The organism is Aureimonas phyllosphaerae, from assembly GCF_047943035.1.
Classification (GTDB): domain Bacteria; phylum Pseudomonadota; class Alphaproteobacteria; order Rhizobiales; family Rhizobiaceae; genus Aureimonas; species Aureimonas phyllosphaerae.
Genome location: NZ_CP181348.1, coordinates 3,467,774 through 3,487,770 on the forward strand (window position 1 = coordinate 3,467,774; position 19,997 = coordinate 3,487,770).

At 64.6% G+C, this 19,997-nt stretch carries 24 protein-coding genes and 4 tRNA genes; 6 read left to right on the forward strand and 22 right to left on the reverse strand.

The window, feature by feature from the left end; genetic code table 11:
• Positions 1 to 104: 104 nt before the first annotated feature.
• From rplL to tuf, 10 genes are all read right to left on the reverse strand, one after another.
• Positions 105 to 482, reverse strand: coding sequence for a 50S ribosomal protein L7/L12 (rplL, locus tag ACLNGM_RS16590; protein ID WP_090966815.1), 378 nt, complete (start codon positions 480 to 482; stop codon positions 105 to 107).
• Positions 483 to 533: 51 nt separating this feature from the next.
• The gene (gene rplJ, locus ACLNGM_RS16595) at positions 534 to 1,052 is read right to left on the reverse strand and encodes a 50S ribosomal protein L10 (RefSeq protein ID WP_090966814.1); all 519 of its coding nucleotides are present in this window, start codon (positions 1,050 to 1,052) and stop codon (positions 534 to 536) included.
• Between the two features lie 368 nt (positions 1,053 to 1,420).
• Positions 1,421 to 2,122, reverse strand: coding sequence for a 50S ribosomal protein L1 (gene rplA / locus ACLNGM_RS16600; RefSeq protein WP_416355764.1), 702 nt, complete (start codon positions 2,120 to 2,122; stop codon positions 1,421 to 1,423).
• A 5-nt stretch (positions 2,123 to 2,127) separates the two neighbouring features.
• On the reverse strand, positions 2,128 to 2,556 hold the full coding sequence (rplK, locus tag ACLNGM_RS16605; RefSeq protein WP_055889343.1) for a 50S ribosomal protein L11: 429 nt from the start codon (positions 2,554 to 2,556) through the stop codon (positions 2,128 to 2,130).
• Between the two features lie 147 nt (positions 2,557 to 2,703).
• A complete protein-coding gene (gene nusG, locus ACLNGM_RS16610; protein WP_055889342.1) occupies positions 2,704 to 3,234 on the reverse strand; it encodes a transcription termination/antitermination protein NusG in 531 nt (176 codons plus the stop codon).
• Between the two features lie 24 nt (positions 3,235 to 3,258).
• Positions 3,259 to 3,459 carry a preprotein translocase subunit SecE gene (gene secE / locus ACLNGM_RS16615; RefSeq protein ID WP_055889340.1) on the reverse strand — a complete coding sequence of 67 codons (201 nt, stop codon included), beginning with the start codon at positions 3,457 to 3,459 and terminating at the stop codon, positions 3,259 to 3,261.
• Positions 3,460 to 3,592: 133 nt separating this feature from the next.
• Positions 3,593 to 3,668, reverse strand: a tRNA-Trp gene (locus ACLNGM_RS16620).
• A gap of 51 nt (positions 3,669 to 3,719) precedes the next feature.
• Positions 3,720 to 4,577: a 3-deoxy-manno-octulosonate cytidylyltransferase gene (locus ACLNGM_RS16625; RefSeq protein WP_416355765.1), complete on the reverse strand. Its 858-nt coding sequence runs from the start codon at positions 4,575 to 4,577 to the stop codon at positions 3,720 to 3,722.
• Between the two features lie 4 nt (positions 4,578 to 4,581).
• Complete coding sequence (locus tag ACLNGM_RS16630) at positions 4,582 to 5,280, reverse strand: glycosyltransferase (RefSeq protein ID WP_416355766.1); 699 nt, start codon at positions 5,278 to 5,280, stop codon at positions 4,582 to 4,584.
• Between the two features lie 142 nt (positions 5,281 to 5,422).
• Positions 5,423 to 6,598 (reverse strand): elongation factor Tu, encoded by a 1,176-nt coding sequence (gene tuf / locus ACLNGM_RS16635; RefSeq protein WP_090957917.1) that lies wholly within the window; start codon positions 6,596 to 6,598, stop codon positions 5,423 to 5,425.
• Between the two features lie 179 nt (positions 6,599 to 6,777).
• On the opposite strand from tuf, the gene ACLNGM_RS16640 reads away from it, so the two are divergent.
• Both ACLNGM_RS16640 and ACLNGM_RS16645 read left to right on the forward strand, forming a co-directional pair.
• The gene (locus tag ACLNGM_RS16640) at positions 6,778 to 6,957 is read left to right on the forward strand and encodes a hypothetical protein (protein ID WP_090957919.1); all 180 of its coding nucleotides are present in this window, start codon (positions 6,778 to 6,780) and stop codon (positions 6,955 to 6,957) included.
• On the forward strand, positions 6,958 to 7,587 hold the full coding sequence (locus tag ACLNGM_RS16645) for an exopolysaccharide biosynthesis protein (protein WP_416355767.1): 630 nt from the start codon (positions 6,958 to 6,960) through the stop codon (positions 7,585 to 7,587).
• Between the two features lie 22 nt (positions 7,588 to 7,609).
• On the opposite strand, the gene ACLNGM_RS16650 is transcribed toward ACLNGM_RS16645, so the two are convergent.
• Together ACLNGM_RS16650 and ACLNGM_RS16655 are read right to left on the reverse strand one after the other, a co-directional pair.
• Positions 7,610 to 7,683: transfer RNA gene (locus ACLNGM_RS16650), tRNA-Gly, on the reverse strand.
• Positions 7,684 to 7,697: 14 nt separating this feature from the next.
• A tRNA-Tyr gene (locus ACLNGM_RS16655) sits at positions 7,698 to 7,782 on the reverse strand.
• Positions 7,783 to 7,953: 171 nt separating this feature from the next.
• Here ACLNGM_RS16655 and rlmB point away from each other — a divergent pair.
• Complete coding sequence (gene rlmB / locus ACLNGM_RS16660; RefSeq protein ID WP_416355768.1) at positions 7,954 to 8,808, forward strand: 23S rRNA (guanosine(2251)-2'-O)-methyltransferase RlmB; 855 nt, start codon at positions 7,954 to 7,956, stop codon at positions 8,806 to 8,808.
• Positions 8,809 to 8,812: 4 nt separating this feature from the next.
• Here the strand turns inward: rlmB and ACLNGM_RS16665 are convergent, their stop codons facing one another.
• The gene (locus tag ACLNGM_RS16665) at positions 8,813 to 9,019 is read right to left on the reverse strand and encodes a hypothetical protein (protein ID WP_416355769.1); all 207 of its coding nucleotides are present in this window, start codon (positions 9,017 to 9,019) and stop codon (positions 8,813 to 8,815) included.
• 168 nt (positions 9,020 to 9,187) lie between these two features.
• Between ACLNGM_RS16665 and ACLNGM_RS16670 the strand changes: the two genes are divergently transcribed.
• Both ACLNGM_RS16670 and ACLNGM_RS16675 read left to right on the forward strand, forming a co-directional pair.
• Complete coding sequence (locus ACLNGM_RS16670; RefSeq protein ID WP_090959001.1) at positions 9,188 to 9,727, forward strand: TRAP transporter small permease subunit; 540 nt, start codon at positions 9,188 to 9,190, stop codon at positions 9,725 to 9,727.
• Positions 9,728 to 9,752: 25 nt separating this feature from the next.
• On the forward strand, positions 9,753 to 11,339 hold the full coding sequence (locus tag ACLNGM_RS16675) for a TRAP transporter large permease (protein WP_416355770.1): 1,587 nt from the start codon (positions 9,753 to 9,755) through the stop codon (positions 11,337 to 11,339).
• A 66-nt stretch (positions 11,340 to 11,405) separates the two neighbouring features.
• On the opposite strand, the gene ACLNGM_RS16680 is transcribed toward ACLNGM_RS16675, so the two are convergent.
• Both ACLNGM_RS16680 and ACLNGM_RS16685 read right to left on the reverse strand, forming a co-directional pair.
• Complete coding sequence (locus tag ACLNGM_RS16680; protein WP_416355771.1) at positions 11,406 to 12,509, reverse strand: TRAP transporter substrate-binding protein; 1,104 nt, start codon at positions 12,507 to 12,509, stop codon at positions 11,406 to 11,408.
• A 138-nt stretch (positions 12,510 to 12,647) separates the two neighbouring features.
• On the reverse strand, positions 12,648 to 13,751 hold the full coding sequence (locus tag ACLNGM_RS16685; protein ID WP_416355772.1) for a TRAP transporter substrate-binding protein: 1,104 nt from the start codon (positions 13,749 to 13,751) through the stop codon (positions 12,648 to 12,650).
• Between the two features lie 157 nt (positions 13,752 to 13,908).
• Between ACLNGM_RS16685 and ACLNGM_RS16690 the strand changes: the two genes are divergently transcribed.
• Positions 13,909 to 13,983 (forward strand) — tRNA-Thr (locus ACLNGM_RS16690).
• A 21-nt stretch (positions 13,984 to 14,004) separates the two neighbouring features.
• On the opposite strand, the gene ACLNGM_RS16695 is transcribed toward ACLNGM_RS16690, so the two are convergent.
• The 7 genes from ACLNGM_RS16695 to ACLNGM_RS16725 all read right to left on the reverse strand — a co-directional run bounded on the left by ACLNGM_RS16695 (position 14,005) and on the right by ACLNGM_RS16725 (position 19,964).
• Complete coding sequence (locus tag ACLNGM_RS16695) at positions 14,005 to 14,190, reverse strand: helix-turn-helix domain-containing protein (protein WP_416355773.1); 186 nt, start codon at positions 14,188 to 14,190, stop codon at positions 14,005 to 14,007.
• Between the two features lie 103 nt (positions 14,191 to 14,293).
• Positions 14,294 to 14,713, reverse strand: coding sequence for a hypothetical protein (locus ACLNGM_RS16700; RefSeq protein WP_416355774.1), 420 nt, complete (start codon positions 14,711 to 14,713; stop codon positions 14,294 to 14,296).
• A 260-nt stretch (positions 14,714 to 14,973) separates the two neighbouring features.
• Complete coding sequence (locus tag ACLNGM_RS16705) at positions 14,974 to 15,474, reverse strand: GNAT family acetyltransferase (RefSeq protein ID WP_090957934.1); 501 nt, start codon at positions 15,472 to 15,474, stop codon at positions 14,974 to 14,976.
• Positions 15,475 to 15,573: 99 nt separating this feature from the next.
• A complete protein-coding gene (locus ACLNGM_RS16710) occupies positions 15,574 to 16,473 on the reverse strand; it encodes a carbohydrate ABC transporter permease (RefSeq protein ID WP_090957936.1) in 900 nt (299 codons plus the stop codon).
• Between the two features lie 11 nt (positions 16,474 to 16,484).
• A complete protein-coding gene (locus tag ACLNGM_RS16715) occupies positions 16,485 to 17,426 on the reverse strand; it encodes a carbohydrate ABC transporter permease (RefSeq protein WP_090957938.1) in 942 nt (313 codons plus the stop codon).
• Between the two features lie 76 nt (positions 17,427 to 17,502).
• The gene (locus ACLNGM_RS16720) at positions 17,503 to 18,822 is read right to left on the reverse strand and encodes an ABC transporter substrate-binding protein (protein ID WP_416358473.1); all 1,320 of its coding nucleotides are present in this window, start codon (positions 18,820 to 18,822) and stop codon (positions 17,503 to 17,505) included.
• A gap of 83 nt (positions 18,823 to 18,905) precedes the next feature.
• Entirely contained in the window at positions 18,906 to 19,964 is a 1,059-nt protein-coding gene (locus ACLNGM_RS16725; protein ID WP_416355775.1) for an ABC transporter ATP-binding protein, read from the reverse strand.
• Positions 19,965 to 19,997: the final 33 nt, after the last annotated feature.

Sequence of the window (19,997 nt, forward strand, 5' to 3'; positions counted from 1 at the left end):
ATCGGGGCCGTCATGGCCTTCGGTTCGATCCGAGCACGGAAGGCGGAACGGCAAACATGCCGTCCCGCCCGCCAGTTTCAGACGCAAGACGCCAGATGGCGGTCTTACTTGACGTCGACCTTCGCGCCAGCCTTCTCGAGCTGGTCCTTGATCTTGGCGGCCTCGTCCTTCGACGCGCCTTCCTTGACCGGCTTCGGAGCGCCGTCGACGAGGTCCTTGGCTTCCTTGAGGCCGAGGCCCGTGATCGCACGGACTTCCTTGATGACGTTGATCTTGTTCGCGCCGGCGTCGGCGAGGATCACGTCGAACTCGGTCTTCTCCTCGACCTCGGCGGCGGGGGCGCCAGCGCCGCCAGCGGCAGCAACGGCGACCGGAGCGGCGGCGGAGACGCCCCACTTCTCTTCGAGCATCTTCGAGAGCTCAGCGGCCTCGAGGACGGTCAGGGCCGACAGGTCTTCAACGATCTTGGCGAGATCAGCCATGGTAGTCTTCCTTTACGGTTCGAATGTTCTGAATTAGCTGAGGAACGAGCCTCACGCCGCTTCGTCCTTCTTGGCATACGCCGCGAAAACGCGCGCGAGCTGAGCCGCGGGCGCTGCAACGACGCCTGCGATGCGGGTCGCCGGGGTCTGGATCATACCCAGCAGCTTGCCACGCAGTTCGTCGAGCGACGGAAGGGCGGCCAAAGCCTTGACCCCTTCCGCATCGAGAGCGGTGGTGCCCATCGCACCGCCGAGGATCACGAGCTTGTCGTTACCCTTGGCGAAGTCGTTGGCCACCTTCGGCGCCGCGATCGGATCCGTGGAATAGGCGATCAGGGTCTGACCCTGAAACAATCCCTGGATCTTCTCGGCGTCCGTGCCTTGAAGAGCGATTTGGGCGAGGCGGTTCTTCGCGACTTTGACGGTGCCACCCTGCGCGCGCATCTTCGACCGGAGGTCGTTCATCTGCGCGACGGTGAGACCGGCGTAACGAGCCACCACGATCGCGCCCGAGCCCTTGAAGGTCTCGTTCAGCTCCGTGACGAACTCGCGCTTTTCCGCTCTGTCCACTGCCACTCTCCAGTTGGAGCGCACCCTTGCGGCTGCACTCCGGTTGCCGTTAGCCGTCCGACGGATCGGACGACGCTCGAGGATCCTGTCCCCTTGGCTTCTGGGATCCGCAATGGAACCGGCAGTCGCAGCAAGGCATTCAGAGGTTCGAACCGAAGGTATCGGCAGGGCCGACGAATTCGGATCTTTCCCCGTCTCATGCGGGCTTGGCGATTAAGATGGAACGGTCCGAGAACCGCCCCGTCGCCCGCAATCTCGGACAGGAAGGCAAGGGTTAGGAAGCCCCCGCCCCTTTCCGCGCGACCGAAGCCGCGAGGAAACTTTCAAAGGAAGCTGCCGAGATAGGTCGGCCGCTTCCGAAATTCAAACTACTCGGCCGCGCGAACGGTGGCCGGGTCGATCTTGATGCCCGGCCCCATGGTCGAGGACACCGCGACGCGCTGGACGTAATTGCCCTTGGCGCCCGTGGGCTTCGCCTTCTGCACGGCATCCGCAAAAGCGCGGATGTTCTCGAGCAGCGCATCGGCGCCGAAGCTCGCCTTGCCGATACCGGCATGGACGATGCCGGCCTTCTCGACGCGGAACTCGACGGCGCCGCCCTTCGAAGCCTTGACGGCCGCAGCGACGTCCGGCGTCACCGTGCCGACGCGCGGGTTCGGCATCAGGCCACGGGGGCCGAGCACCTTACCCAGGCGACCGACGAGACCCATCATGTCCGGGGTCGCGATGGCGCGGTCGAAGTCGATCTGGCCGCCCTGGACCTTCTCGACGAGATCCTCGGCGCCCACGATGTCGGCACCGGCAGCCTTGGCCTCTTCGGCCTTGTCGCCACGCGCGAACACCGCGACGCGGACCGTGCGGCCCGTGCCGTTCGGCAGGTTGACGACGCCGCGGACCATCTGGTCCGCGTGACGCGGATCGACACCGAGGTTCATCGCGACCTCGATCGTCTCGTCGAACTTCGCCGACGCACGATCCTTCAGGAGCGACACGGCCTCGGAGAGGTCGTAGAGCTTCTCGCGATCGATGCCCTCACGAGCCTTCGTGATGCGCTTGCCAATCTTCGCCATGGTTTTCAGCCCACCACTTCCAGGCCCATGGAACGGGCGGAGCCCATCACCATCGCCATCGCCGCATCGACGTCGTTCGCGTTCAGGTCCTTCATCTTCTTCTCGGCGATCTCGCGCACCTGCGCGGTCGTCACCGAACCGGCCTTGACCTTGCCCGGCTCCTTCGAGCCGCTGGTCAGGCCCGCCGCCTTCTTGAGGAAGAAGCTCACGGGAGCCGTCTTCATCTGGAAGGTGAACGACTTGTCGACGTAGTAGGTGATCACGACCGGAACGGGCGATCCCTTTTCCATCTCCTGGGTCTGCGCGTTGAACGCCTTGCAGAACTCCATGATGTTGATGCCGCGCTGACCCAGCGCAGGACCGATCGGCGGCGACGGGGTCGCCGAGCCGGCCTTGACCTGCAGCTTGAGCTGGCCCGCTACTTTCTTAGCCATTAGCTTCTGCCTTCATGTTGGACCGGCGAACCGGCCGTTCGGCCGCCGGAGCGACCACGCAGGAGTGCGGTACGGTTTTTGGTGGAGCCGGCTTCAGCCCCACCCGCCTTCCGCACGGGGTTCGGGTGGCATCGCCACCCACAGCGGTCAGACCTTTTCGACCTGACCGAATTCGAGATCGACCGGTGTCGCACGGCCGAAGATGGAGACCTCCACCTTCAGGCGGGCGCGCTCCTGATCGACTTCCTGAACCACGCCGTTGAACGAGGCGAACGGTCCGTCGGACACACGAACCTGCTCGCCCACATCGAACAGGACGGTCGCCTTCGGACGCTCCACGCCCTCCTGAACCTGATTCAGGATGCGATTCGCCTCCGATTCGGAGATCGGGACCGGGCGGTTGTCCGGCCCGAGGAAACCCGTCACCTTCGGCGTGTTCTTGATCAGCGAGAAGACCTGATCGGTCAGCTCAGCCTTCACCAGCACGTAGCCCGGAAAGAACTTGCGCTCCGAATCGACCTTCCGGCCGCGCCGAACCTCAACCACCTTCTCGGTCGGCACGAGGATCTTTTCGAACTTTTCGGTCAGCCCCTTCTGGCGGGCCTGCTCTTCGATCGACTCAGCGACTTTCTTCTCGAAGTTCGAATAGGCGTGGACGATGTACCAGCGAGCGGTCATGAAATTCCTGCTTCTGTCCAGCGATCAGCGGCCGGTGCCCATGATGTAGCCGATCGCATAGGCGATCAGCTGATCCGACACGAAGAGGAACGTGGCGGCGAAGGCGACCATGATGAAGACCATGACCGTCGAGATGAGCGTCTCGCGCCGGGTCGGCCAGGTCACCTTCGCGACCTCGGACCGAACCTGCTGGATGAACGTGAATGGGTTAGTCTTGGTGGCCATGTACCGCTCACGACTGCGGGCGCGCAAAAGCTGGATGGCCAGCCCCACGCGCCACGTGTCTGTTAAGCTCTACATAACCGGAGCCCCCGTGATTCACAAGGGCCGGGGGTGGACAATTTGCGCATGAGATCCATGGCAGGGGCAGTAGGGCTCGAACCTACGACCTGCGGTTTTGGAGACCGCCGCTCTACCAACTGAGCTATACCCCTGTGTGCCGAAGCGGATTTTCGAATAATGCGGCCGCGCCGTTTTGGCAAGCCTTATCCCCGCCCCGCGGCCGCATCCTGTTCGGCAATCTTCGCCTTGCGTGTTTTCGGCTTCAACCAACGCAGCCAGTCCGAAACGCACCGCTGGGGGCGCGTGGTGCGAAGGAGGTCGTCGATGGCGGCATTCGCCCCGTCGAGGCGCTCCGCCACGACCTCCACGCCGACAAGCGCCACGTCCGCAGGCGAAATGCCCGGGAAGCGCTGCGCGATCGCGCCGAACAGGTCATCGCTCGCAACGCCTGCGGTCTCGATGCGCCCCGCGCGGACGAGAAGGCGCTGCACGATCTGCTCGAAGGTCCAATCGTGGTCGGTGAAGAGCTTCCAGCGCTTCGAGCGTCGCGCGGTGAAGCCGGCAAGGACGATTCGGCTACCCGCGCATCGCTCGGCCAGGAAAAGCGCGAGGGCGAAGCCGCTGGTCGCCACCTGATCGAAAGGATAGAACCCGTCCATGCTGGCGGCCGTGTCGAGTTGGCCGACGGCGATGCCCGCGCCGAATTCGGCCGGTGCGCTGAACCGCTCGTGCCGACCGGCGCGCAGGTTGCAGATGCCCCGGAACCGCTCGGAGCGGACCAGCCTCAGGACGTCCTCGACCTCGCGTCGATAGACGATGTTGGCGCCCGCCCGGCTGGAGCGCGCGACCAGAAGGCATTCGCCGTCGAACGGCGCGTCGAGCACCTTGTAGACCTTGTTGAAGAAGACGAAGAGCACGCTCGCGCCGTAGCGTGCGCGCAAGGACGCGATGTCGACGGCGTCGCTGTTGGCGACGAGGACGATCGTCGCGTAAGCTCCGAAGAAGGCCGCCCAGCGCTCGTTCGCGCCGGGTTCGTCCGCGAGCGGGAGGACGCCCGTCAACTCGTCATTCCTTCGGCGCGCGCTGCGTCACGTGCAGCACACGGTCGCGCATGGCGAACCACTCGTCCGCGTAGTCGTCGTTGCGATACTCGTCGAAATACGGACCGCCATCCGTGAAGTGCACGTTCTTCGCGGCCGGGTCGTGGTCGTATTCGTTGACCAGCCAGTTCCAGGCGGTCGGCAGTTCCCCGATCTGACCGTCGTTGTCGAGCCACTTGAACTGATGAAGCTCCAGCCCGGTCGCCGTGTTGACGAACTCCGGCGAAAGAGCGCGACACTTGGCATTGTTGAAGAGCATGACGCTCGACCAGTTCTTCTTCTCGTACTTGGTCTGCACCTGGCCGAGGAACTTGGTCTCGACCTTGGGCTGGTAGTCATGCTTGATGCACATCACCGACGCGTTCTCGTCGCGCAGCGCCCAGAGTTCGGCGATGTCGGCGCGCATCAGCATGTCGCAGTCCATGAAGAGGCTCCATCCCTCGTAGTGCGAGAGATACGGAACCAAGAACCGCGAAAACGAGAATTCGGTGGACTGCAGCGCGTTGCGCTCGCGCGTGAAGGTGCCTTCGAGGTGCGGCAGCACGATCGGGCAGAACATCACCGGCATCGAGGCGTGCTCGATGATGCTCTGCGCGAGGACGTGATAGGCCACGACCTCCTTGGAATCGAACCCGACGAAGACACGCGCGATTTCGGCAGCCATGGACACTTCCTCTTCCGTTCGTCGACGCTTCTAGAACCGCGCCCGGTCGGCGACAAGCAAGAACGCCTCCAATGTCGCGGGCGCCCGCCAAACGAAAACGGGCCCCGAAGGGCCCGCTCGCATTTCATCGTTGGTGTCGAACTTACTCGACGATCGATGCGACGATACCGGCGCCGACGGTGCGGCCGCCCTCGCGGATGGCGAAGCGCAGCTTCTCTTCCATCGCGATCGGAACGATCAGCTTGACGTCCATCGTCACGTTGTCGCCCGGCATCACCATCTCGGTGCCCTCCGGCAGCGTCACCACGCCCGTCACGTCCGTCGTGCGGAAGTAGAACTGCGGGCGGTAGTTCGTGAAGAACGGCGTATGGCGGCCGCCCTCCTCCTTCGTCAGGATGTACGCCTCTGCCATGAAGCGCGTGTGCGGCTTCACCGAACCCGGCTTGCACAGGACCTGCCCGCGCTCGACGCCCTCACGGTCCACGCCGCGGATCAGCGCGCCGATGTTGTCGCCCGCCTGGCCCTGGTCCAGCAGCTTGCGGAACATCTCGACGCCCGTCACCGTCGTCTTCTTGTTGTCGCGGATGCCGACGATCTCGACTTCCTCGCCAACCTTCACGATGCCGCGCTCGACGCGACCCGTCACCACCGTGCCGCGGCCCGAGATCGAGAACACGTCCTCGATCGGCATCAGGAACGGCATGTTGATCGGACGCTCGGGCGTCGGGATGTAGGCGTCGACCTGCTTCATCAGCTCGCGAACCGCGTCCTCACCGATCTCCTTGTTGGAGTCCTCGAGAGCGGCCAGCGCCGAGCCCTTGACGATCGGAACGTCGTCGCCCGGGAAGTCGTAGGACGACAGAAGCTCACGCACCTCGAGCTCGACGAGCTCCAGAAGCTCGGCGTCGTCGACCTGGTCCACCTTGTTCAGGAACACCACCAGCGCCGGAACGCCGACCTGGCGCGCCAGGAGGATGTGCTCGCGCGTCTGCGGCATCGGGCCGTCGGCCGCCGAGCAGACCAGGATCGCGCCGTCCATCTGCGCCGCGCCCGTGATCATGTTCTTCACGTAGTCGGCGTGCCCCGGGCAGTCGACGTGCGCGTAGTGACGGTTCTCCGTCTCGTACTCGACGTGCGCCGTCGAGATCGTGATGCCGCGCGCCTTCTCCTCCGGCGCCGCGTCGATCTGGTCGTACGCGCGGAACTCGCCGAAGTACTTCGTGATCGCCGCCGTCAGCGACGTCTTCCCGTGATCAACGTGACCAATCGTCCCGATGTTCACATGCGGCTTGTTACGCTCGAATTTGCTCTTCGCCATGATCTCTACCTTGGGCCTAGCACGACAGGGCCGCGACATAGCGAGTGGGAAAGCGAAACACAAGCGTCCCCCGGCAGATGGCTCATGAAGGCGTGATCGCGACTCAGTGTTTCGACGGGTGGCGACGGGCACTTTCGAGACGACCGCGCGTTTCGGCAGGGAACGCGAAGGAGATTTGCATGTCGAACATCCCACTCGAAAACGCCGATCCGTCCCGCCCGGACCCCGAGGCGGAGGAGATGGCTGCCAAGCACAACATCAGCGTCGAGGACGCCAAACGCCATCTGCGGGAACAGAAACACGATGGCGCCGCCGCCGATGGCGCAGCAGAAACCGAGAAGCGCGAAAGCTCGCAATAGATGTCGGACGTCACGGGAGAGGTTCGGTCGGGTCAGGTGATCGAACCCCATGATGAGGCCAGCGTCGGAAAGACGCTGGACGAGTTGAACGACGCGGCGGAGGGAAAACCGTCCCTCAATCTGCGAAGCATCGTCAGGGCTTTCGATACCCGAAGCTACGGGCCCTTTCTGCTTCTGCCGGCGCTGCTGGAAATTTCGCCGATCGGGGGCATACCGGGCGTGCCGACCGTCATCGCCATCATCATTGCGCTCTTCGCGATGCAGATTCTGGCGGGACGTCAGACGATGTGGCTGCCGGGCTTCCTCGCCAGGCAGACGTTGTCGTCGCGAAAATTGCGGATTGCCACCGACAAGCTCCGGCCGATCGCGCTCTTCCTGGACCGATGGTTCCACGGTCGTCTGGCATGGCTGACAGAGGGTGTTTTCCTTAAGGGAGCCGCACTGGCCTGTCTGGCACTGACGCTCACGGTTCCACCGCTGGAACTCGTGCCCTTCGCCAGCACGGCACCGATGGCCGCCATTGCAGCCTTCGGGTTGGCGATGATGGTTCGCGACGGCGCCCTGATGATTCTCGCCTACGCGCTGACGATTCTGACCGCGGTCATCGGACTGACGATCTGGCTCGGATGATCGACGACAATGATCGATGGGTTGGAGCGGGTAGAGGGAATCGAACCCTCGTATTCAGCTTGGAAGGCTGCTGCTCTACCATTGAGCTATACCCGCGCCGGATGGGTGAATGGTGGAGGGAGTTGGATTTGAACCAACGTAGGCTAAGCCAACGGATTTACAGTCCGTCCCCTTTAACCACTCGGGCATCCCTCCAGGTCACCCTGCGCCCCTCGCGGGCCGCCGAAAGCAGCGGGCGGTGCCCGTTCGCTTCGAGCGGCGTTATGGCGACAGGCCGGGCCCGTGTCAACATGCCGACGACAGCGATATGAAGGGAGTTCGAATGCTCGCCTTTGCTCGCCTGCCGAACTCCGATAAAGCGCCATCATGACCAATCATCCCAAGAGCCACACTCCGAAGGACTCGCACTACGCCCGGTTGCGGCGGGCGCATCGCGATCAGGCCGCCGGCGGACCGGCCGCTCCGTCCGCCCGGCCGCCCAAGCCACAGCATGCGGGCCGGCCTGCCCCGGCCGACCGCGTTCGGCTCTACGGCATCCACACGGTGCAGGCGGCGCTCGCGAACCCGCGCCGTCGCTTCATGCAGATTTACGTGACGCGCAACGCGCTGAACCGTCTCGAGCTCGACGAGAATGCGGCGCCCTGCCCGATCGAAATCGTCGAGCCCCGCTTCCTCGATCAGGAACTCGGGTCGGACGCCGTTCATCAAGGCGTGCTCCTCGAAACGGCGCCGCTGAACCCGGCGCGGCTCGGCGAACTCGGCGAGACCGATCTGGTGCTCGTGCTCGACCAGGTGACCGATCCGCACAATGTCGGTGCGATTCTCCGTTCAGCTGTCGCCTTCGGAGCGGGTGCCGTGGTGACGACCTCGCGCCATTCTCCTCAGGAGTCCGGCGTTCTCGCCAAGTCCGCTTCGGGGGCGCTGGAGCTCATCGCCTATGTGCAGGTGACCAACCTTGCCGACGCCCTCGGCGAATTGAAGGATCGCGGCTACCGGACGATCGGGCTCGATTCGGCTGGCGCCGACGAACTCGAACCCGCATTGGACGGCGGCAAGCTCGCGCTTGTGCTGGGCTCCGAGGGCAAGGGGCTGCGCCAGAAAACCCGCGAGACCGTGGACGTCCTCGCTCGCCTTGAAGTGCCCGGTGCAATCCGTTCCCTCAACGTGTCGAACGCGGCCGCCGTATCGCTCTACGCGGCGCGACGGCATCTGAAGGGCTGATCCTTCAACCCGCCTTCGCCTCCGCCTCGGCCCGGCGGAGAAGCGCGGCCGCATAGACCTCGGCCAGAGATCGCATCGGGGCGACCTCCGTCCGTTCGGTCCGGACGGTGCCGCGGCCGCGCATGCGCTTCAGGAGCAGGAGTTCGAAGCGCAACTCGCGCGCCAGCCGAGCGACGGTCTCCACCTGACGATCGATCCGCGCCTCGTCCAAGACATGCTCCTCTTTGCCGTCCATCGTCCCGACATCATCACGGAACGCCGCGACCGCGACCGATCGCCGAGAAAACGCTGGCCTTGCCAGCATTTGCTGTCGTAGGCCAGAAGGTGTCGCAGATTTGCCTTGATTGGCACGGTCCGCGACCCGATCCAGGGAGGGATGATGGGAGTTCTTTTGGCTTTCAGCCGAGGCGTCGACAGGCTCAGCGCGGGCTTCGCGGTGATCGCGGACTATCTCGTCCTGATCGCGGTGCTGATCAGCGCCGGCAACGCCCTCATCCGCTACACGCTGAACATGAGTTCCAATGGTCTTCTCGAGATCCAGTGGTACATGTTCGCCGGCATGGTACTCCTCGGCGCGTCCTATACGCTGAGGCTCAACGAGCACGTTCGCGTCGACCTCGTCTATTCGGCGCTGAGCACCAAGGGCCGGCTCTTCGTCGACATCTTCGGGTTCATTGTCCTCTTCCTGCCCGTCATCGGCTACCTCTTCGCCCTGACGTTCCCGTTCTTCTGGCGCTCCTTCACGAGCGGCGAAGTCTCGATGAATGCCGGGGGGCTGATCCTGTGGCCCGCCAAGGCGACGCTGCCGCTCGGGTTCGCGCTGCTCTTCCTTCAGGGCCTGTCCGAACTCATCAAGCGGTTCGCCGCTCTGGCCGGGCTCATCACGATCGAAACGAAGTACGAGAAGCCGCTGCAGTAAGCGGCCGCGCGGGGGAAACACGCGAATGTTTGAATACGGGCCGATGCCGCCGCTGATGTTCGGCGGCATGATCGTCTTCCTGCTCATGGGCTTTCCGGTCGCCTTCTCGCTGGCGGCAGTCGGCCTCCTCTTCGGCGCGCTCGGTGTCTACTTCGAGCATTTCAGCCCGGCGCTCCTCAACGCGCTGCCGCTGCGCTTCTATGGCGTGATTTCCAACGATCTCCTGCTGGCGATCCCGTTCTTCACCTTCATGGGTGCGATCCTAGAGCGCTGCGGCCTTGCCGAGGATCTCCTCGAAGGGTCCGGCCAGCTTTTCGGCCCGACGCCGGGCGGCCTCGCCTACGCGGTCATCCTCGTCGGCGCCGTGCTGGGTGCCATCACGGGCACGGTCGCAGCCTCCGTGATCGCCATGGGCGTCGTGTCCCTGCCAGTGATGATGCGCTACGGGTACGACATGCGGCTCGCAACCGGCGTCATCGCGGCCTCCGGCACGATCACGCAGGTCATCCCCCCCTCGCTCGTCCTCATTATTCTGGCCGATCAGCTCGGTCGATCGGTCGGCGACATGTATGCCGGCGCCATCGGCCCGTCGCTGCTGCAGATCCTCCTCTTCCTCGGCTTCATCTTCGTCATGTCGAAGCTGCAGCCGCACAAGATGCCGCCGCTGCCGCCGGAAGCGCGCACCAAGAGCGGCCGCGAACTCTGGTGGCAGGTCGCCAAGGGCATGGTGCCCTCGCTCGCCCTGATCTTCCTCGTGCTCGGGACCATGTTCATGGGCCTCGCGACGCCGACGGAAGCCGGCGCGATGGGCTCGGTCGGCGCGATCCTGCTGGCCGCCCTCCACCGTCGCCTCAGCTGGACGCTGACGCGTCAGGCGATGGCGACGACGATGCGCCTCACCGCCATGGTGGTGTTCATCCTCATCGGCTCGACCGTCTTCAGCCTCGTATTCCAGGGCATGGATGGCGGCCACTGGATCCAGTACCTCCTCTCCCACATCCCGGGCGGCGTCGTCGGCTTCCTGCTCTTCGTCAACATCTTCATCTTTTTCGTCGCGTTCTTCCTCGACTTCTTCGAGATCGCCTTCATCATCGTGCCGCTGCTGGCGCCCGCCGCGCATGCGCTGGGCATCGATCTCGTATGGTTCGGCGTGCTTCTGTGCGTGAACATGCAGACGGCCTTCATGCACCCGCCGTTCGGTTTCGCGCTGTTCTACCTACGCGGCATCGCACCGGCGAACGTGAAGAGCTCCGACATCTACCTCGGCGCGATTCCCTGGCTCGGCCTGCAGCTGATCCTTGTCGCGATCCTGATCGTGTGGCCGCAGTCGGTGACCTACTTCCTCAAGGAGGAGCGGGTGATCGATCCCTCGACCATCCAGCTCAACGTGCCGATGCCGGGCTCCGTGGCGCCGACGCCCGGCGGCGTGGCACCGCCCTCCTTCGGTGCTCCTCCAGCGCCATCGTTCGGCTCTCCGCCGCCGCCGAGCTTCGGCGCACCGGCCGCTCCGTCCTTCGGCACGCAACCTGCCAACCCCGCCTCGGCACCCGCTGCGCCCAGCTTCGGGTCACCGGCACCGCCGAGCTTTGGATCTCCGGCACCGCAGCAGTAGGTGCAGCTCAAAAGAAAGGCCGGCGGATCGCTCCGCCGGCCTTGTTCGTTCAGGACGCCGTCACGCCTACTTTCCGGCGGCCTGCTGCGTGTAGACGTAGGTGTCGTAGGAGTATTCCGCGACGCGGAACCACTCGTAGCTCTCTGCGCGGAACTTCGCCCAGGGGTCGTAGATCGCCTTCCACTTCGGATTGCTTTCCGACAGCGAAGCGTACAGCTTCATCGCGGAATCGTAGGACGCATCAAGGATGTCGCGCGGCAGCGGCCGCAGCTGGACGCCCTTGCCGACCAGCGAGCGGATGGCCTGCATGTTCTTGGCGTCGTAGAGCGCCATCATGTTCACGTTCACGGCCTTCGCCGCGGTGTCGAGCGCCGCCTTGTAGGCGGCCGGAAGCTCTTCGTACTTCGCCTTGTTGAAGAGGAAGTGGAGCGTCAGGCCGCCTTCCCAGAAGGCCGGGTAATAGTAGTACGGCGCGACCTGATAGAAGCCGAGCTTCTCGTCGTCGTAGGGACCGATCCACTCGGTGGCGTCGATCGTGCCGCGCTCCAGCGCCGGATAGATGTCGCCGCCGGCCAGTTGCTGGGGCACGACGCCGAGCGGCTCCAGCACGCGCCCGGCAAGACCGGCGATGCGCATCTTGAGGCCTTGGAGATCGGCGACCGAATTGATCTCCTTGCGGAACCAGCCGCCCATCTGGACGCCGGTGTTTCCGCCCGGCAGACCCTTCACGTTGTAGCCGGCCAAAAACTCGTCATAGGCTTCGTTGCCGCCGCCGTGGTAGAGCCACGCGTTCTGCTGGCGCGCATTCAGGCCGAAGGGAATGGTCGCGCCGATCGCAAACGTCGGGTCCTTGCCGACGTAGTAGTAAGCCGCGGTGTGCGCCGCCTCGACCGTGCCATCCTGTACGGCGTCGAGTGCCTGAAGACCCGGGACGAGTTCGCCCGCGGGAAACACGTCGATCTGGAACTTGCCGCCGGTGATCTCGGAGATCGCGGACGACAGCGTCTTGGCGCCGCCGAAGATCGTGTCGAGCGTGTTCGGAAAGCTCGACGTCAGGCGCCAGCGGATGCTCGGCATCTCCTGCGCGATGGCGGGCGCGGCGAGCACCGTGCTGGCGGCGGCACCACCGGTTACGGCTCCCGACTTTAGAATGAATTTTCTGCGATCCACGCGTTGTCCTCCCAATCGCTGCGAAGCGAAACGCCGACATAGGAGACCACGCCGCGACCCTGCGCAATAAGGCGGGAGGGCAAACAAAAAGGCCGGCTTCGAGAAAGCCGGCCTTTCGTCATCACATCAATTTGACCGTCACTTCCCGGCGGCCTGCTGGCTGTAGTTGTACGTGTCGTTGGTGTACTCGGCCACGCGGAACCACTCGTAGATCTGGGTGCGGAACTGGCTCCACGGATCGTACATCGCCTTCCACTTCGGGTTCGACGCCGAGAGCTTGGCATACAAATCCTGCGAGGACGCGAGCGCCGCGTCGAGCACGTCGCGCGGCAGCGGACGAAGCTGGACGCCCTTGCCCACCAGCGAGCGGATCGCGCGCATGTTCTTCACGTCGTAGTCGGCGAGCATGCGCGTGTTGCAGACGGCCGCCGCGTTCTCCAGCGCCGCCTTGTAGCTGTCGGGCAGCTCGTCGTACTTCGCCTGGTTGAACATGTAGTGGACCGTCGGGCCAGCCTCCCAGAAGGCCGGATAGTAGTAGTACGGCGCGACCTGGTAGAAGCCGAGCTTCTCGTCGTCGTAGGGACCGACGAACTCGGTCGCGTCCAGCGTGCCCCGCTCGAGCGCCGGATAGACGTCGCCGCCCGCAAGCTGCTGCGCCACGACGCCGAGCGGCGCGAGCACCTGCCCCGCAATGCCTGCGATGCGCATCTTGAGCCCCTGCAGGTCGTTCAGCGAGTTGATCTCCTTGCGGAACCAGCCGCCCATCTGGGTACCGGTGTTGCCGCCGGGATAGGCGCGCACGCCGTAGGAGGTCAGGAACTCGTTGATCGCCTCGTTGCCACCGCCGTTATAGAGCCAGGCGTTCTGCTGGCGCGCGTTCAGGCCGAAGGGGATCGAGCTGCCGATCGCGAAGGTCGGGTCCTTGCCGACATAATAGTAGAGGACCGTGTGCGCCGCCTCGACCGTGCCGTCCTGCGTCGCGTCGAGCGCCTGCAGGCCCGGCACCAGTTCGCCGGCGGGGAAGACGTCGATCGTGAACTTGCCGTCCGTCAGCTTGGAGACGATCTCCGAGAAGAGGCGCGAGGAACCGAACAGTGTATCGAGGGTGTTCGGAAAGCTCGACGTCATGCGCCAGCGCAGCGTCGGCGCCTCCTGCGCGATCGCGGGTGCCGCAAGCCCGATTCCGGCCACGGCACCGCCGGCGACGACCCCGGCCTGACGAATGAATTGACGACGATCCATCGGGTTCCTCCCACACTGCGGACCCGAACCGTATGCCCGTAAAACGCGTGCCGTGAAAGGACTTGCGGGCGTATTTGTCACGCCTTCGCGAACGGTCCGCGTCCTCGAGAAATTTGCGGATGCCATCGTGGTACCGCTGTGCTAGATCGACCGCAGGGCCGGCTTAGCTCAGCGGTAGAGCAGCGGTTTTGTAAACCGAAGGTCGGGGGTTCAATCCCCTCAGCCGGCACCAGATTTTCGTCCAGACCGGCCTTCAGCGAAGAAGGGTATCGACGCTCACACCGAAGTAGCTCGCAAGCGATCGCAGTGACTTCGGCGGCGGCTGGCGGCGGCCGCCTTCGACGGCAGTGATGAGCGCGACGGGAAGTCCCGTGCCGCGTGCCACATCCTCGATCGTCTTGCCGTCCGTCACCCTGAGGCGGGCGATGTTCTCGGCCAAGGGCATGTGGCTTTGGTCCCCATTGGTTCGTGCAGGCGTTCTAGACGCGCTGGCTAGGCTTTGCCAGTCCGGCGCCCGGCGTCTTGCGAAGCCTCGACGGGAACTAGCGCGAGGGTCCGCGCAGGCTTTCGGTGATTTCCTTCAGGAGGCCGTCGTAGCGGTCGCGCAGCGCTTCCGGATAGCGGACGGACACGGAATGCGTCAGCCGGCCGCGGAAGATGTACCGCTCGTAGAAGATGCGGCCATCCTCTAGGAAGCCCGAAACCACCGCCCAGTTCGAGCCCGTGCGCTGGTAGGTCACGTCATCGAGGGACCTCCGCCAGCGAACGAGATCGCGGGGCGTGGACCATTCAGGGTCCTCGATCGCATAGACGACGAGTTCGGCCCCAGCGTCGGAGCGCCAGATCTGCCCCTCGGGCGTCGAGGGTTCGATGTTGGGAAACGCGCGGGCGGGGAAGGTCGCGGACGTGCCGAAGTTCGGGTTCGTATAGGTGTAGGCAGCCGCGATGCCTGGAATCAGCAAAGCCGAACCCAAAGCAAGCGCTGCGACATATCTGCGGACAACGCGCGCGTAACGTTCGAGCCGATCGATCATGGCAAGTTTTTCCCAGCGTCCCGCGTCTCCAACGAGCATGTGCGCAAGGTGGTTCACCGCCGGTTGGATCGCCGGCTGGATAGCGTTGTCGCAGTCTGCGCGGTTTCTCAGAGAACCAGTTGTCGCTCGACCGCGCGGAGCGTGGCATCGATCCGGAAAGACCTTCGCCATCTCGTCTCCCGTGATGATCACGCCTTCGATACGGCGTCCTGATCCTCGTCCTCGGGCGGATCCTTCGCCTCGTTCTCGACGCTGACGGACAGCCGCTGGTAGACGCCGAGTCCGACCATCAGAAGGATGCCGGATACCAGCAGGAGCGTCGGATAGAGCATCAGCGGCATCGACTGCTTGCCGGCCTGGAACACGGTGACGACCCCTTCCAGAAGAACGGCGATCACGATGGTCGAGATGAACTTGGTCAGGCTGCGCCGTGCCTCGCCAGCGCTGCGCATCTCGCGGCCGCGGATGGCCTCTTCCTCGAGAAGGTACTTGCCGACATCGAAGACCGCGATGGCGATGACTGTGTAGCCGACGGCTTCCAACAGCGAGGAGCCGACGTCGAGATCGGCCGCGTTGTAGCTCGTCCAGACGCCGGCGACGGCATAGACGATGAGGCCGCAGGCCAGGATCATCAAAATGAGGCTGGCCAGACCGAAGGCAGCCCTCGTGAACAAATCGAACGCACGCATGCAACATGATCCCGCACGACACTCCGCCGGGAAACTGCCCCGAACGATCGGTCCGGCAAGGGCTGGCGGCCCGCGAGATCGGGTCGCCAGCGAGGAGCGCTATTCCTTCACGGCGCCCGTCATCGACGAGACGTAGTAGTCGACGAAGAAGGAGTAGAGGATCACGACGGGCAGCGAGCCGATCAGTGCGCCGGCCATCAGCGAGCCCCACTCGTAGACGTCGCCGCGCACGAGTTCGGTCAGGACCCCCACTGGCACGGTCTTGTTCTCCGACGACTGGATGAACGTCAGCGCGTAGATGAACTCGTTCCAGGCAAGCGTGAAGGCGAAGATGCCAGCGGAGATCAATCCCGGCACCGCCAGCGGCAGCACCACCTTGGTCAGGATCTGCCAGCGTGTCGCCCCGTCCACCAGCGCGCTTTCCTCGAGCTCGAAGGGGATCGAGCGGAAGTAGCCCATCAGCAGCCACGTGCAGAAGGGAATGAGGAAGGTCGGATAGGTGAGGATCAGCGCCAGCCGCGAGTCGAACATGCCGAGCTGGAACACGATGAAGGCGAGCGGAATGAAGAGAATCGACGGCGGGATGAGGTAGGCGAGGAACACCATGAGTCCCGTCACCCGCGCTCCCGTGAAGCGCACGCGCTCGATCGCATAGGCCGCGAAGACCGAGGCGGCCAGCGCGATGATCGTCGAGCAGACGGCGACGATCACCGTGTTCCAGAGCCAGCCGGGATAGGAGGTTTCGAACAGGAGGTACTTGATGTGGTCGAGCGTCGGCCCGACCACCCAGAACGGGCTGTACACCGAGTAGTTCGTGAGCTGGTCGTTGGGCTTCACCGCCGTGATGGCCATCCAGTAGAACGGGAAGAGCAGCACGAAGATGAAGACAGCGAGCGGCAGGTAGATCACCAGGATCTTGCGCGCCAGTGTGTCGTGATGGGACATGCCGACCACGTCATCGGTGAGGTGGCCTGCGGTTTCGGTCGTGTTGGCGGTCATCGCAGGTCTCCTCAATCGTTTCCGCCCTGCTGCCACTTGCGACGCTGCAGGCCGAAGAAGCTGAACAGGATCGCCGCCAGCAGGAACGGCACCATGGCGACGGCGATCGCCGCCCCCTCGCCCAACGCGCCGCCGGGGATGCCGCGCTGGAACGACAGGGTCGCCATCAGATGCGTGGCGTTCACCGGCCCGCCCTTGGTCAGGACGTAGATCAGCTGGAAGTCGGTGAAGGTGAACAGCACCGAGAAGGTCATGACGACGGCGATGATCGGGGTCAGCAGCGGCAGCGTGATGCGCCGGAACCGCTGCCAGGACGTCGCGCCGTCGAGCGCTGCCGCCTCGTGCAGCGAGACGGGAATGGTCTGGAGGCCGGCCAGCAGAGAGATCGCGACGAACGGGATGCCGCGCCAGACATTGGCGGCGATGACCGACAGGCGCGCATTCGTGGCGTCACCGAGGAAGTTGATCGGCGCGTCGATCACGCCCCACTGCATCAGCACCCAGGAGATGATCGAGAACTGCGAGTCGAAGATCCACCAGAACGCCAGCGCCGAGAGCACCGTCGGCACCACCCAGGGCAGAAGGATGATGGCGCGGAAGAACGTCTTGAAGGGCAGGCTCTCGTTCAGGATGATCGCGAGCCACAGGCCGAGCGCGAACTTCAGGATCGAGGCGACCGCGGTGTAGACGATCGTGTTGAACACCGAGAGCCAGAAGACCTTGTCCTCCATCAGGTACTGGTAGTTTTCCAGTCCGATGAAGATGCCGGGTCGCCCGATCCGCGTGTCGGTGAAACCCAGCCAGACGCCGAGGCCGAGCGGATAGGTGAGGAAGCACAGAAGGAAGACGGCCGCCGGCAGCATGAACAGGAGGCCGAGCCCGTTCCGGCTCTGCGACAGCCGCTCGAAGAAGGACGGTTTGGGTGGCTGGTCGCCCGCCGTGATGCTGGACATGGCAAGTCCCGATCGCGCGTGAGGGATGGAACCGCGCCCGCCCCCGAGGGCAGGCGCGGCATCGGCGATGACGGGGCTAGACCCGGTAGTAGCGGTTGGCGCGACGCTCGGCGTTCTTGATCGCGTCCTCCGGCGAGGACTGTCCGGTCACGGCCTCGGCATACATGTCGACGAGAACGTAGTCCGCCATCACGCCGGCGGACGCCGCGCCGAGCGGTCCCGCGTAGCCGTTCGGCCGCAAGCTGGCCGATGCCTTCGCATAGGCTGCGTGGATCGGCTTTGCCGTCCAGACCGGATTGCTCTCATAGGCCTTGAGCGGCTGGCAGCAGTAGGCGCTGGCGCCCTGAATCCAGGCGCTCATGTTGTCCGGCTGGTACAGGAACTGGAGATAGGCCTTGGCCGCCTCGGGGAACTTCGTGTGCTTGAAGATCGAGATCGTGGACGCCTGGTGGAGTTCCACGGACTGGCCGACCGGGCCGATCGGCAGGTTCACCGAGCGCATGTCGTCGGCGATCTCCTTCAGCGCCGGGTCCTTCAGCGCGGCGTAGTAAACCGACACGCCATTGGCGGTCAGCGACACCTGGCCGGCGAGGAATGCGCGGTTGTTGTTGACGTCCTGCCAGCTCTCGGTGCCCGGGATGAAGGTCTTGTAGAGTTCCATCGCATACTTGACGGACTCCAGCGTCTCCGGGCTGTTGATGGTGACGGTGCCGTTCTCGTCCACCATGCGGCCACCGTGGCTCCACAGGAGCCAGTGGGCATAGTTGTTGCCGTCGCCGACGGCCTTGCCGTGCGGGAAGCCGGCCGGAGTGCCCTTCGCCTTCATCGCCTTGCACAGCTCGAGGAAGCCGGCCGTGTCCTTCGGAAACTCCTGGAAGCCGGCAGCCTTCATGTGGCTGTCGCGATAGACGACCGCGTTGCCGATCGCGCAGAGCGGCAGGGCGATGAAGCTGTCGCCGCGGCGCGCATAGCTTTCGAGGCCGGGATACCAGCCGCCGCCCGCCGCGCCGATCGAGGTGCCGAGGTCGGTCACGTCGACGAGCTTGTCCGGGTACTGCTGCGGATCGTCGAACCAGCTCATCACCATGTCCGGCCCGGAGCCGACATTGGCCGCAACGGCCGCCTTCGGACGCACGTCCTCCCAGCTTTCCTTATCGACGCGCACCTGCACGCCCGTCGCGTCGGTGAACTTCTTGGTGTTGGCGAGGAACGCCTCTTCCTCGGCCGGCACGAAGGGCACCCAGCGCAGGAGGCGCAGGCTCGCGCCGGCTTCCGGCGTGAAGGTCGGCGCGGCCGTCTGTGCGAAGGCCTGCCCCATGCCGAGCCGACCGCCAAGGGCTGCACCGGCCACGATACCGGCCGTGCCGGCGAGGATCTGTCTACGGTTGATCACGATGTTCCTCCTCAAGGATCGGGGCGTTCTTTTGAGGTTTTCGCGCCGGTCGTGCCCCTTGCCGCCGGCGCCGATACGCTCGGACGCTAGAGACGCTGGCCCGTGGCCGCGTCGAACAGGTGCACAGCTTCCGGATCGATCGAGACGTTCAGCGTCTCGCCCGGCTTCAGCGTCACACGCTCGCGGAACACGCAGGTGACCGCCGTCTTGCCCAGTTCGCCCATCACCTGGCTCTCGAAGCCGGTCGGCTCGATCACGACGACCCTGATCGGAATGGAGCCGCCGAGGCTGATGGCTTCCGGACGCGCGCCATAGACGAGATCGCGCCCCCTCGCCGCCGCGTGCCGGCTGCTCACCGGCAGCACCACGCCGTCCGAGGTGATGAAGCGCGTCGGATCGTTCGCGTCGAGGCGGCCATGCAGCATGTTCATGGCCGGCGAGCCGATGAAGCCGGCGACGAAGAGGTTGTTCGGCCGGTCGTAGAGTTCGAGGGGCGCGCCGACCTGCTCGACGATGCCGTCGTGCATAACGACGATCTTGTCGGCCATGGTCATGGCCTCGATCTGGTCGTGCGTGACGTAGACCGTGGTCGTCGTCAGGCGCTGGTGGAGGTTCTTGATCTCGGTGCGCATCGAGACGCGCAGCTTGGCGTCGAGGTTCGACAGCGGCTCGTCGAACAGGAACACCTGAGGATCGCGCACGATGGCGCGCCCCATCGCGACGCGCTGGCGCTGGCCGCCGGAAAGCTGGCGGGGGTAGCGGTCGAGAAGATGCGACAGGCCGAGAATGTCGGCCGCCGGCTTGACGCGACGCTCGATCTCCTCGCGCGAAGCCTTCTTCAAGGCTAGCGAGAAGGCCATGTTGTCGGCCACCGTCATGTGCGGGTAGAGCGCGTAGTTCTGGAACACCATCGCGATGTCCCGGTCCTTCGGCGGCACGTCGTTGACGACGCGGCTGCCGATGCGGATCTGGCCGCTCGTCACATGCTCCAGTCCTGCCAGCATGCGCAGCAGCGTGGACTTGCCACAGCCCGACGGGCCAACGAGGATGACGAACTCGCCATCCTCGATCTGAATGTCGACCCCTTTGATCACGGGGTGCGAGCCGAACGACTTGCGAACGTCGACGATATCGACTGACGCCATCACTATCCTCCCGAAGGCCAGGACGCGCGAGCC